Genomic DNA, 12,209 nt, shown 5'->3' on the forward strand with positions numbered 1-12,209 from the left:
CGGCGCCTCGGGCAGCAGCCGCCGCCCGGCGCGTGATCGGGGCGGCTCGCCCAGTGCGGTGTCAGCGGCCATGCGGGAGCCTTCGTGTGACGGAACGGATGACGGGCGCCAGGGCCTGGGCACGCAGCGCCCAGAGCACCAGGACGAAGACGGCGGCGACGGCCACGCTCCCCACCGCGACACCGGCCAGCGGCGATCCGGCGCGCACCGCGACGGCCCCGCCGAACCCGGTGGCACACACCATCGCGGCGACGGGCTTGGCCAGTTCGCCCACGACGCGGCGGACCCGGATCGGCACGTTGCGCGGCCCCATCCCGCAGAGCAGCACGAGGGCCGTGACGGTGATCCCGGCCGCGTTGGCGAGCGCGATGCCGCGTACGCCCCACAGGTCCACCGCCCGGCTGCCGATGGCGGCCGTCGCGACCACCCCGACCGCCATCGCAGCCAGCGGGTACCAGGTGGCGCGGCCGCCGGAGAAGTACGAGCGGACCAGCGCGCCCACCAGCGTGTGGCCGAGCAGCCCCAGGGCGTACACCCGCATGACGGACGCCGTGGCGGCGGTGTCGTCGGGCGTGAACGCACCGCGCTGGAAGAGGAGTTGGATGAGCTGCGGGGCGCAGGCGATGACCACGGCGGTGCCGAGCAGCACGACGCACGCGGCAAGACCCAGATCTCGCTCCACGCGGGACCGGGCGCGCTTGACGTCCCCCTCCGCGAGGGCCTGCGCGACCACGGGCAGCGTGACCGTGCACAGCATCAGGGAGAGGATCATCGGCACCTGGGCGACCTTTTGCGCGTAGTTGAGGTGCGAGATGGCCCCGGCGGGCAGCGACGAGGCGAGGAACCGCTCGATGAGCACCTGCGACTGCCGGCACAGCGCGAAGAGCAGCACGGTGGCGATGACCGCGCCGCTCATCAGCTGCGCCGTCGCCGCCGCGCCCACCGCCCCGCCGGCCGACCCGACGGATGGCCGCTTGCGGAGCTGCCGCCACAGCGAGGGAGCCTGCACGGCCACCATCAGTACGCCGCCGAGCGCGACGCCCAGCGCGGCCGAGCGGACGCCGCCGCGCCCGTCGAGGACGAACAGGGTGCCGATGATGCCGACGTTGTAGGCGACGTAGATGGCCGCGGGTGCCACGAACCTGCGGTGCGCCCGCAGCGCCGCGCTGCAGTACCCGGCGAGCCCGAAGCTGAAGGCGCAGGTGGCGGTGAGCCGGGTGCAGTCCACGGCGAGGCCCGGATCGGGCAGGCCCGGCGCGAGCAGCGCCACCAGATGCGGCGCCTCCGCCATCAGGACGAGCCCCGCGCCCGCGAACGCCAGCGAGAGCCGGGGCAGCGTCGCGGCGACCAGCGCCCGCACCGGGTCGTCCTGCGCGCCCTGTCCGCGGCGGGCGAGCGCCAGGCTGAACGCCGGTACGAGGGCGAAGGCGAGGCCGTCCTCGATGAGCAGCGTGGTGGCCACCTCGGGCACGGTCCATGCGACCAGGAACGCGTCGGTCTCGGAGCCCGCCCCGAAGAAGTGCGCGAGCGCCTGGTCCCGCCCGAGCCCCAGCACCGACCCGGCGACGGTGAGCACGGCGGTGACCAGCGCCGCCTTGGCGAGGAACCCGCTGGAGGGGTCGGAACCCTTGCGCGGGGTCACCTCGGAGGCCGGTGCGGGCACCTTGGCGGTGGTCACGGGACGGGTCGTCGAGGTCATCGCGGCACCTCCCCCGCGAGCGCCCGCCGGGACAGCGCCCACCAGGCCGCGAGCCCGAGGACCACGGCCATCAGGACGGTCGACGGCCCGCCGATGTCGGCGTACACGAAGTCCACCAGCTGCCAGCCGAGCAGCCCGCATGCGACGAGCGCGCAGTCCATGCCGCCCGGCCCGCCGCGCACGCGGGAGAGCCGCCGCACGCCAAGCAGGAGGCAGGCGCCCCAACTGCCCACGAGCGCGCACAGTCCAAGGAGGCCCTGCTCGCTGAGGATGAGCAGATACATGTTGTGCGGCGAGAGCAGCGGCTGGCGGCGGAACTCCGCGCCCGCGCCGCCGGTGTCGCTGCCCGAGGAGAGCGCGAGCGAGGCATGGCTGTCGCGGTGGTCGGGGAAGGCCTTGAGCCCCACCCCGGCCAGCGGCTTGTCCCGCCACATGTCCACCGCGGCGGCCCACATCGTGTACCGGTCGGTGACCGACTGGTCCGGGGCGTCGGCCACCTGCGTGATGCTGGTGATCCGCTCCTGGAGCATCGCCGTACCGATCCCGAAGCCGCCCACGAGGACCACGGCCAGCGCGGTCAGCGCGGCCAGGGCCTTCAGCGCCCGCCGCGCCCCCGCGAACGCCAGCTGCGCCCCGCACGCCACGGCCGTGGCGATCCACGCCCCGCGGCTGAAGGACAGCGCGAGGGGGACGACCAGGAGCAGCGCGCACACCAGGGCGGCCTGCCGCTGCGTCGGGGCGGAGGAGCCGAGCCGCTTCGATACGGAGGGGCCGAGCCGCTTCGGGACGGCCGGCCCGAGCGCGAGCGCGACCGCGCACACCATTCCGTACGACACGACGGTCGCCATCCCCATGACGTCCGAGGCCCCGAAGGTGCCCACGGCCCGGATGTCCGAGCCCATGTAGGTGGCGCCCGTCCCGGTGACGTACTGATAGACGCCGAACGCGCCCTGGAACAGGGCGAGTCCGATGAGCGACCAGGCGACGACACGGAAGTCGCGGCGGTCCCGTACGAGCATGAGGACCGCGGCGGGCACCAGGACGAAGATCTGCAGATAGCGCACCAGGCCCGTCACCCCGGCGGACACGGTGCTCGCGCCGACCGCCGCGACCGCGATGCCGACCACCGGAAGTCCCAGTACCACGGCCGCCGTTCGGGTCAGCGGGCGCCGCGCCGTGCGCACGGCGCGGCCCATGGCGTACAGCACCACGAGCCCGGACGCCGCGTCGGCGATCGTGCCGCCCCCCGAGCCTTCGCCGCCCGACGGCACGGGCAGCGCGAGGAGGGCGACGAGCAGGATGACCGGCAGCACGGGGGCGGCCCCGCGCAGCGCCGACGAGATCGCCGCGGCCGGTGAGCCCGGCGGGAAGACACTGATCGAAGCGCTGTTCACCGGGTCAACTCCCCGTGGGGCGTACGAGGGAGGCGGCGGTCCGCAGCAGGATGCAGACGTCCTGCCAGAACGACCAGCCGTCGATGTACGCGTTGTCGAAGCGGCAGCGGTCCTCGATCGAGGTGTCGCCGCGCAGCCCCTGGATCTGGGCGAGCCCGGTGATGCCGGTCGGCATCCGGTGGCGTTCCGCGTAGCCGGGATACGTCTGGCTGAACTTGGCCACGAAATAAGGGCGTTCGGGGCGCGGGCCGACCAGGCTCATGTCGCCCCGCAGCACGTTCCACAGCTGCGGCAGCTCGTCGAGCGAGGTACGGCGCAGGAACTGGCAGAAGCCGCTCATGTGCTGCTCGCCCGCGACGGTCCACCGGGTGGCCGCCTCGTGCGGATCGGCGGGCCGGTGGGTGCGGAACTTCAGCAGGGTGAAGGGTCTGCCGTCCCTGCCGATGCGTTCCTGCCGGAAGATCACGCCGGGCCCGTCGGTGGACCGCAGCACGAGGGCGCAGGCCAGGAGCACGGGGCTCAGGAGCAGCAGCAGGATCCCGGAGGTCACCAGGTCGAGGCCGCGCTTGCTGAGACTCCGGTGCCGGGGCCCGGCCGGTGCCAGCGGGCGGCAGGGGAACCCGGCGAGCCGCCCGAAGCGGTGCCTGCGCCCCGGCACGTCGTAACCGGGTGGTCTGGTCGCGTCGACCGCCCAGAGGTCGCAGCCGGACTCGCCCATGGACCGCAGCCAGGCGAGCTGCTCGGGGGCCGGGGTCGGCCCGACGACCAGCACGGTCCGCACGGAGTTCTGGATGACGGCGCGGCGCAGCTCCTCCAGCGAGGAGAGCACCGGAAGTTCGGCTCCCTCGGCGGTCTCGGTGCGCTCGCCGTGCCCGTCGCCGACGATGCCGACGGGCCGCACCCCGGCCCGGGGGTGGCGCAGGACCGCGTCCGACACGCGCCGCGCGACGGCGCCGGGTCCGACGACGAGGGCCGCGCGCGGCTGCCGCTGGGCCGCCCTGCGCACACGGAAGTGGACGGCGCCGCGTCCGGCCACGCACAGCAGACACTGCAGCGCGGCCGCCGAAGCCAGGGTGCCGAGCGAGACGGGGTCGAGTGCGGAGAAGCTCGCCGCGAGCAGCCCCGCGGCGCACCAGCTCACCATGATCTGCGCGGCGAGCGCGGGCAGTTCGTCGAGCGCCGCGGGCACGGCCACCCGGTGGTACAGCTCGGCACGGGTGTTCAGGCTGGTCACGGCGGTGAGCAGCACGGCCACGAGCAGCGGATGGCGCTGTGACTCGGTGAGCAGCAGCGTGGCCACGAGCGCCGCCGCGCAGTCGACGGCGAGCAGCGGGAAGGCCGCGGGGCGGCGCACCGAGGTGCCCCGGCCGATGGCCGTCCGCAGGGTCCGGCGGGCGCCGCGGGGAGGAACGACCGAGGCGGCGGCGATGGCTTGGTCGGCCGCCCGTGGCTGCGTGGCAGGGGTGGCGACGGTTCGTTCCGCACTCACGGGTTGATGGACTCCCTGCACTCGGTGGGCGAGGTGCCCAGCAGCTCCCGGTACACGGCCGCGACAGCGTCCGCGGTGTGCCGCACGTCATGGGTGTTCCGTACGTGGCGGTGCCCCTGGTGGCCGAGCGAGGCGCACAGCGGCCGGTCGCCGAGGAGTCCGGCGACGGCGCGGGCGAGGGCCGCGGGGTCCTCCGGCGGGACGAGGCCGTGCGCCGCGAGCGGGGGCGGCAGGCTCTCGCGGGCCCCGTCGACGTCGGTGACCACGACCGGGCGGGCACAGGCCATCGCCTCGAGCGGTACGAGGGCCATGCCCTCCCAGCGGGACGGCAGGACCACCAGGTCGGCCGCCCGGTACCAGGGCGCGGCGTCCCGGATGTCCCCGGCGAACAGCACGGACGGCGGCGCCTGGGCGCGCAGCGCGGGTCCGTCGGGCCCGTCCCCCACCAGCACCAGGCGGGCCCGCGGCAGCCGTTCGACCACCGCGGGCCAGGCCCGCAGCAGCACGTCTTGCCCCTTCTGCCGGCACAGCCGCCCCACGCACACCACCAGCGGCGCGTCCGGCGCGACGACATCGCTCAGCCCGAGCTCGGCCCGCCCCGACGCGGTGTCACCGGGCCAGAAGCGCCCGACGTCCACGCCATTGGGTACGACGGACCAGCGGGCGGCGGCGATCCCGGACCGCTGCCCGGTGCGCCGCTCGGCCTCGCTGACACAGACGACGTGCGAGGCCCAGCGCGCCCCGAAGCGCTCCCAGCGCAGGGCGAGCCCTGCGGTGACACCGCCGACGGCCTCGAAGGACCAGGCGTGCGGCTGGAACACCGTGGGCAGCCGCCCGCGCACCGCGATCCGCGCGGCGAGCCCGGCCTTGGCGCTGTGCGCGTGCAGCACGTCGGGGCGCAGCTCGTCGACGAGGCGGGCGATGCGGCGCACCTCGTCCGGCAGCCGCGGCCCCGGCGAACGCGTCGCCTCCCAGCGGTGCACGCCGCAGCCCAGATCGCGCAGGGCGGCCGGAAGCCGGCCGCCGTCCGGGCATGCCACGTCGACCCGCAGCCCGGCGGACAGCTGGGAGCTCACCAGGTCGGCGACCACCCGGGCCACTCCGCCGTCGACGGGCTGCGTGACGTGAAGGACCCGGGGCCGGGGGGCAGTTGATGACAGTTGCATGCACGGCGCCTTGCTCAGGGGGAAAGAGGTGCGCTACCGCTTCGCGTCGACGGCGGCGAAGAGGACACCCGCCCAGGCGGACTCCCGCTGCGAGGCGAGCCGGATGAGCAGACCCTTCCGGTCGGCCCCGAGGGACCCGTCGAGCCGGAAGACGTCGGAGTCGTATCCGAGCGTGTTCGCGTACGCGGGCTTCCGGGCGATCTGCCGGCCGGGGTCGCTGATCGTCGAGTTCAGTACGTCGCGTGCCGGGTTCGCCGCGTTGGACAGAAGCGTCGGACCGCGCCGACCGCCGGAAACGGTGAGCGTGTCGCCGGTCCTGCCGCGGTCCCCGTTGTACGTGACCATCCCGACCGTTCCCTTGGCGCGGGCCGGCAGCGGTGCGCCGGTGGTCCGGACGGCCTGGCTGCGCCTGCGCGCGTCGAAGGAGTCGAAGCCGTCCCAGACGGACAGATGACGCAGCGGCGCCGACTCGTTCTCGTACGCGACGACGAGCGTCCAGCCGCCCCACGCCCCGGCCTTGGAGTGGCCCATCGCCACATTGACCTGGGCGACGGTGTAGAGGCCCGCGCCGCTCGACCTGACCAGCGGGGTGACGTCGGCCGATGCCTGGAAGGCGTCCGCGCCGTTGGCGGTGCGGTGTCCGACCATCGTGTCCGCGGTGACGTGCTGGTAGCTGCCGCCGGGCTCGGCGATCAGCGCCTTGCCGTTGTCCTTCGGGGGCTTCTGCTCACCGACGCGGAGGTTGCCGCCCCAGTACAGACGCGCGTACGACACACGGGAGCCGGCCGGGAGCCGGACCTCGCCGCTGCTGGAGTTGTAGGTGTTCGGGTCGTTGTCGATGTCGACGTAGAACATGTCGAAGTCGTTGTTGGCGGCGGTCGAGCCGCCGCGCGCCGCGGGGCACGACACCGCGCGGGCGGTCATCGGCTTGCGACAGGTGATGGCCGAGTTGGCTGCGCGGACGATGCCGCCGCGCTGCAGCGCGTGATAGCGCTCGGCGAACTTGATGCTCGGGGCCTCGGCGGCGGGAGGTGCGGCGACGGCGGGGCCGCCGCCCGGCGCCGATACGGCCGCGAGGGAAAGGGCGCACACCATCACACGCCGCAGAAGGGGGCCCAGGGAATTACGCATGACCGGCGTTGCCCTTTCGGGAAAGGTTCCGAACCAGGAGGGAGAATGAGAATGCGAAAGTCACACCAACCTCGGAAAGTTCCCGCACTCGTTCTGTCAAATGGCTTCAGGAGGAGAGCAACACTAGCTGCTTTCTTTATTTATCCAGGAAGGCTGACAAGTGTGTCGGAATCGTGAAGTACGGCACGTCCACCGCCCGCCGGGAGTACCGCGCGGGGGCCGCCGCGTTAACACCGCGCCAGCAGATCACCCTTATGGGCCCACAACCCCGGCGAGCGACGCCCGTTGATCCATGGGCCGGGCACCCCGCCCAGCCGAAGCATCAACTGACCAAGGAGCAACTCTCCATGTCGCGTACCGCGAAGGCTTTCGCCCTCACCTCCGTTGCCGCTGCCGCCCTGGCCGGCAGCGCCGGCATCGCCGCCGCCGACGCCGGCGCCCAGGGGGCCGCCACCAACTCCCCCGGCGTCGGCTCGGGCAACGTCGTCCAGGTTCCGGTCCACGTCCCGGTCAACGCCTGCGGCAACACCGTCAACGTGATCGGTCTGCTGAACCCGGCGTTCGGCAACACCTGCGTCAACAGCTGACACCTCGGCAGCTGACACGTCAGCAGCCGGCTCTCCGCGACGGCCGCTCTCCCCCGAGGAGGGCGGCCGTCGTGCATGTGTTCCCTTTATTTGTGCCGCCATTCGGGGCAGCCGCGCCGACCGTGCCCCGAATGGCAGTCGCTCGGTTGCGGACGCTCTTTCCCGCTTTCACGGTGAAAACAAGATCTGACGGATCCGACAGATCCAACGCATCACCGAAGGGAACATCCATGCGTGCTCTGCCCGCACGGCGTATCGCGACCTCCGTCCTTTGCGCATCACTCCTCCTCGGGACGGCCGGTCCCGTCATCGCCGCCGAGAACGACTCACATCACGGCAGCGCCCAGGAGGCGGCCCGCGCACCGGTCCCCGGAGCGGACGCGCTGCTGGCCCAGGTCAAGTCACTGGGCGACGTGGGCGGTGTGCTCACCCCGGTCACCGACCTGCTCAACGCCGTCCTCAAGGCCGCCAACGGCCAACTCCCCGCCGAGGACGCCACGAAGCTGGCCGACGCGGTGAAGGAGGCCATCACCAATGCCTCGGCCGCGGCCCCCGCGACCCCCGCGCTCCCCGAGACCCCGGCCGTCCCCGAGACTCCGGCGCTGCCCGAGACCCCGGCGCTCCCGGAGGCACCGGCGCTGCCCAAGGCGATGTCCGACGACTCCAAGGCCCCGGCTGCCGCCGACCTGAAGGGTGACGCCCTGAAGGCTCTGCAGACCGCGGTCGACACCCTGGTCAAGGCGGCCACGGCCGGCGACGTCGCGGCAGTGGCGGCGGCGGTACCGGCCGTACTCACCGGCCTGGTCAACCTCGTCGCCGCCACGCTGCTCGGCGGCGGGCTCCCCGTCCCCGACCTCGCGGGGCTGCCGGCGCTGCCGAAGCTGCCGACGGACGGGCTGCCGGTCCCGGTCCCGAAGCTGCCCGGGACCTGAATCAGCAGCACTCCCGCCGCGCCGGCCCTCCGCAAGGGCCGGCGCGGCGGCTTTTTCATGCCCGCCGAAGTCGGCCCAGCCGACCGCCCATCTCATACGAGAATGAGACTCGGCCTTCGTTCGGGTGGGTTCCGGGAATTTCCCGCCGCACAGAGTTTCCGCTGTACAGAGCGCTCGTTAGCCACGGCGAAGTGAACGCAGAAAATCCCTGTGGCGACCAAGCGTCGCCCAAAGAAAGGAACACGATGAAGCCCCTGAAGGCTGCCGCCGTCGTTGCCGGGTCCATGGTCATCGCGGGTGCCGCCGCACCCGCCTTCGCCGCCGACCTCACGCCCACCAGCCTGAACGGTGCCCTGGACACGATCACCAGCCAGTCAACCCTCGAGGCCGCTCCGGTGGCGACCAACGCCCTCGACCCCGAGAAGGCGGACTCGCTCGTCAGCACGGTGAAGGGTGCCACGGACGACGTCGGCAAGGGCGGCAACGGCGCGCCGTCGCAGCTTCTCGGTGGACTTCCCCTCGCGAACTAGGGCCGAAACAGAGCCCTTTCGCTCTCTCTCCTCGCGGCGAATTACGCCGAATGAAGGAAGCAATGACATGGGCGTGTTCCTGCGAAAACTCCCGTAGGCCGGTCCATAAGGTAAAGCAAAACCGAAGGGAAGGTTTAACCATGAACACTGCCAAGAAGGCTGCCCTGGTCATCGCCGCCGCGGGGATGGCCGCGGGTGCCGCCTCCGGCAGCGCCTTCGCCACCGGCGTCGGCGGCAACGGCGGCAGCGGTGCCACCGCCGAGGGTGCGGCCGTCGGCTCCCCCGGCGTCCTCTCCGGCAACCTGGGCCAGGTCCCGGTGCACGTCCCGGTGAACGTCTCGGGCAACACGGCCAACCTGATCGGCGCCCTGAACCCGGCGTTCGGCAACCAGGCCTCCAACAGCTGAGGCACTCCCCCGAGGAGTCCCGTCGCGGCCGCAAATGGCGCGCGACGGTGAGGGCCGGTTCCGCGGAGCACATCCGCGGAACCGGCCCTCGGGCTTTGCGACCCCTGCCTCTGTTCGACCGGCGTGCCCCGATCGTGTGATCGCCCGCCCGCAATCACCCAGTCAAGTGACGGGCGCACCCGGGACATCACGGTCCATCGGTACGGTTCCGCAATGACCTCGACATCCAGCGCATCAAGCACGTTCCGCGCAGCGGACCTCGGCACCCTCACCGTGGTCGCCTGGAGCGGCGAACACCCCGAGGACCAGGAGGACATGCCGTTCCTGCTGGCCTACTCCCTGGGCGACGGCGCCGGCGGCCCGGACGCCGCGTCCGAAGCCGTCGAGATGCTGCTGCGGAACACCGGGCTGCCCGTCGGCGGGCCGGTCGTGGAGAGCTCCCGCAATCCGGGCCTGCCCGTCACCCTCCTCGTCGAGGCGGGCCAGGCCGTGCTGAACATGCCGCACCTCAACGCCCAGTGCGTCGTCCCGCCCGAGTGGCTCGACGCGATCGAGGAGCGCGGCCACGCCTACTTCATGTTCACCACGCGGCCCTGGCCGCAGGCGACGCCGGGAGAGCCGCTCTCCGAGGAGGACCTCGCGGCGTTCGCCGGGGACGAGGAGACCATCGCCCGTTCCGCGCACTGCCTGCTGACGGCGCGCAGCCTGCGCGGCTGAGCCGGCGGACACCGGCCGACAGACGACCGGGGTCCGCCGGTCGGGACGGACCGGCGGACCCCAGCGATCGTGTGACGCGATGGTACGGCGCCCTTGTCAGAGCAGGCCGATGCCCAGGTCCACGTCCAGGAGGTCGTGGTCGTGGTGGTGCCAGCAGCCGTGCCAGTCGCACGGGTGAGACGTCACCTTCTTTGCCGGAACCTCCGCTGCCTGAGCGGTGGTTGTGAGCGGGACCGCCACGGCCAGAGTGAGCATGGCGGTCGCTGCGACACGACGAAACGTGGTCTTCATGGGGGATCTCCTAGATCCGTCGGGGACAGATCCGACGCTAATCAGCCGCACAGAAGCTGTCGTGCCGAGAGACACACGACTACTGCAAAAGGGTGTCGAGCACACCGCCCCTGAATTCAGTGAGGAGCGCCGCCCATGCGCACCATGACGCCACTGCCGAAAGCCCGGAAGTCTGAATCCCGTACGCCCGAATCCCGTACGCCTCAGACGTCCGCACCGCACGCGGACCCGCCACACGGCGTGGGCGCCGGCCGTGCCTTCGCGCTGCTCCTCGTCGTCACGGGTGCGGCGGGGCTGCTCGCCGCGTGGGTCATCACGCTGGACAAGTTCCACCTGCTCGAGGACCCGGACTACACACCGGGCTGCAGCCTCAATCCCGTGGTCTCCTGCGGCAACATCATGCAGAGCGAGCAGGCGTCGGCGTTCGGCTTCCCCAATCCGATGCTGGGGATCGCCGCCTACGCGGTCGTGATCTGCGTCGGCATGGGCCTGCTCGGCGGGGCGCGCCTTCCGCGCTGGTACTGGCTTTCGCTGAACGCGGGCACGCTCTTCGGGGTCGGATTCTGCACCTGGCTGCAGTACCAGTCGCTGTACGAGATCAATTCGCTCTGCCTGTGGTGCTCGCTGGCCTGGGTCGCCACGATCGTCATGTTCTGGTACGTGACGTCGTTCAACGTCCGCAACGGATTCCTGCCCGCGCCTTCCGGGCTGCGTACGTTCCTCGGCGAATTCACCTGGGTGCTCCCGGTGCTGCACGTCGGCATCATCGGCATGCTGGTGCTCACGCGCTGGTGGGACTTCTGGACGAGCTGAATATCGGGGAATTGGTGCCGCCGGGGGAATTCTGCGCTGGTGCGGACGCCGGGATCGTTTGCCGGGCATGAAGACGACTACTCGTGGAACGCTCGCCGCCCTCGTCAGCTGTGTGGCCGCCGCGACCGCCGCCGCCACCCCGGCCCAGGCCGCGGAGCACGCCCCCGTGGCCATCCCGCTGAACGGTCTGGAATGGGCCCTGGAGACCCAGGCCCCCGAGCTGAGCACCGGCGTACCGGTCCCCATGCCGGGCGGCCCCGACCGGCCGGAGATCGGCGAGAACCGGCTCGTCCCCGGTCGGGCACTGCCGCAGTTCCCGCTGGGCACCGCACTGCCCGCGACCCGCGTCACGGCGCCCGTATCGGAGCTGCTCGGCGAGTCGGGTCCCGACCAACTCGACGTCACCGCACCCGAATCGGACCTGGACACCGCGACACCGGGGGCCTCGCTCGACGCCCCCTTGACCGGCCCCCGGGCCGAGCACTTCGGCCTTCCCGGAGCGGCGCTTCCGCAAGCCGCCCTGCACGCACCGCTGTTGCGGGCACAGCCGGGGGCCGAGGTCGGACTCTCGTAACCCATAAGGAGAAACACGTGGTCAACAGAGCAAGGGCGGTCGGCGGACTCTTCGCACGGCGGTTCACGCGCCGGGGAGCGGCGCGGAACCTCATCGGTGTCGCCGTCGCCGCGGTGGGGGCGCAGGCCGCCCTGTTCTGGGCCACTCGGGACGGCGCTCAGGGAGAGCGCCGGACAACGTCACCGGACGGGAAGGGCCATGGCCCTTCCGGTGAAGTCGCCGCGGGGGACGACGCGTTCGACGAGGTCTACGAGGGGCGGCGCATCCGCGGATCGCTCGCCTCCGGGACCGGGACAGGCACCGGGACCTGGGTCGTCACCGTCGACGGGCGGCCGCTCCACCTCATGCGCCGCGCCGACGGCGGCTACCTCAGCATGATCGACCACTACCAGTCCTTTCCGACGCCACTCCTCGCCACCCGCGGGGCCGTGGACGAGCTCGGCCGTACGCAGCAACTGCGTACCGCCGCCGTCTGACGA

14 protein-coding genes are annotated in these 12,209 nt (G+C 72.4%); 8 read left to right on the top strand and 6 right to left on the bottom strand.

The annotated features are described in order from the left end of the window. Window positions 1–61 precede the first annotated feature (61 nt). The 5 genes from murJ to ACIBKX_RS20440 all read right to left on the bottom strand — a co-directional run bounded on the left by murJ (window position 62) and on the right by ACIBKX_RS20440 (window position 6,879). Window positions 62–1,699, bottom strand: coding sequence for a lipid II flippase MurJ (murJ, locus tag ACIBKX_RS20420; RefSeq protein WP_363271683.1), 1,638 nt, complete (start codon window positions 1,697–1,699; stop codon window positions 62–64). After that, window positions 1,696–3,030 (bottom strand): O-antigen ligase family protein, encoded by a 1,335-nt coding sequence (locus ACIBKX_RS20425; protein WP_363271774.1) that lies wholly within the window; start codon window positions 3,028–3,030, stop codon window positions 1,696–1,698. Before ACIBKX_RS20425 ends, murJ begins: the two co-directional genes overlap by 4 nt. Before the next feature lie 67 nt (window positions 3,031–3,097). Then, on the bottom strand, window positions 3,098–4,582 hold the full coding sequence (locus tag ACIBKX_RS20430; protein ID WP_363271684.1) for a sugar transferase: 1,485 nt from the start codon (window positions 4,580–4,582) through the stop codon (window positions 3,098–3,100). After that, the gene (locus ACIBKX_RS20435) at window positions 4,579–5,748 is read right to left on the bottom strand and encodes a glycosyltransferase (protein WP_363271685.1); all 1,170 of its coding nucleotides are present in this window, start codon (window positions 5,746–5,748) and stop codon (window positions 4,579–4,581) included. The genes ACIBKX_RS20430 and ACIBKX_RS20435 overlap by 4 nt, the downstream gene beginning before the upstream one ends. A 33-nt stretch (window positions 5,749–5,781) precedes the next feature. Next, complete coding sequence (locus ACIBKX_RS20440) at window positions 5,782–6,879, bottom strand: DUF3344 domain-containing protein (RefSeq protein WP_363271686.1); 1,098 nt, start codon at window positions 6,877–6,879, stop codon at window positions 5,782–5,784. A gap of 347 nt (window positions 6,880–7,226) precedes the next feature. Here ACIBKX_RS20440 and ACIBKX_RS20445 point away from each other — a divergent pair, with 347 nt between their 5' ends. From ACIBKX_RS20445 to ACIBKX_RS20465, 5 genes are all read left to right on the top strand, one after another. After that, a complete protein-coding gene (locus tag ACIBKX_RS20445; protein WP_363271687.1) occupies window positions 7,227–7,466 on the top strand; it encodes a chaplin in 240 nt (79 codons plus the stop codon). Window positions 7,467–7,696: 230 nt separating this feature from the next. After that, the gene (locus ACIBKX_RS20450; protein ID WP_363271688.1) at window positions 7,697–8,398 is read left to right on the top strand and encodes a hypothetical protein; all 702 of its coding nucleotides are present in this window, start codon (window positions 7,697–7,699) and stop codon (window positions 8,396–8,398) included. A gap of 245 nt (window positions 8,399–8,643) precedes the next feature. Further along, entirely contained in the window at window positions 8,644–8,928 is a 285-nt protein-coding gene (locus tag ACIBKX_RS20455) for a hypothetical protein (protein WP_363271689.1), read from the top strand. Between the two features lie 140 nt (window positions 8,929–9,068). After that, window positions 9,069–9,335, top strand: coding sequence for a chaplin (locus ACIBKX_RS20460; protein ID WP_363271690.1), 267 nt, complete (start codon window positions 9,069–9,071; stop codon window positions 9,333–9,335). Between the two features lie 213 nt (window positions 9,336–9,548). After that, on the top strand, window positions 9,549–10,052 hold the full coding sequence (locus tag ACIBKX_RS20465) for a DUF5949 family protein (RefSeq protein ID WP_363271691.1): 504 nt from the start codon (window positions 9,549–9,551) through the stop codon (window positions 10,050–10,052). Window positions 10,053–10,148: 96 nt separating this feature from the next. On the opposite strand, the gene ACIBKX_RS20470 is transcribed toward ACIBKX_RS20465, so the two are convergent. Then, entirely contained in the window at window positions 10,149–10,343 is a 195-nt protein-coding gene (locus ACIBKX_RS20470) for a hypothetical protein (RefSeq protein WP_363271692.1), read from the bottom strand. Window positions 10,344–10,478: 135 nt separating this feature from the next. On the opposite strand from ACIBKX_RS20470, the gene ACIBKX_RS20475 reads away from it, so the two are divergent. From ACIBKX_RS20475 to ACIBKX_RS20485, 3 genes are all read left to right on the top strand, one after another. Further along, window positions 10,479–11,156 carry a vitamin K epoxide reductase family protein gene (locus ACIBKX_RS20475; RefSeq protein ID WP_363271693.1) on the top strand — a complete coding sequence of 226 codons (678 nt, stop codon included), beginning with the start codon at window positions 10,479–10,481 and terminating at the stop codon, window positions 11,154–11,156. 67 nt (window positions 11,157–11,223) lie between these two features. Further along, on the top strand, window positions 11,224–11,730 hold the full coding sequence (locus tag ACIBKX_RS20480; protein WP_363271694.1) for a hypothetical protein: 507 nt from the start codon (window positions 11,224–11,226) through the stop codon (window positions 11,728–11,730). A 17-nt stretch (window positions 11,731–11,747) separates the two neighbouring features. Further along, window positions 11,748–12,206: a tyrosinase family oxidase copper chaperone gene (locus ACIBKX_RS20485; protein ID WP_363271695.1), complete on the top strand. Its 459-nt coding sequence runs from the start codon at window positions 11,748–11,750 to the stop codon at window positions 12,204–12,206. Window positions 12,207–12,209 lie beyond the last annotated feature (3 nt).

The sequence above is a fragment of the Streptomyces sp. NPDC050658 genome (assembly GCF_044457025.1).
Classification (GTDB): domain Bacteria; phylum Actinomycetota; class Actinomycetes; order Streptomycetales; family Streptomycetaceae; genus Streptomyces.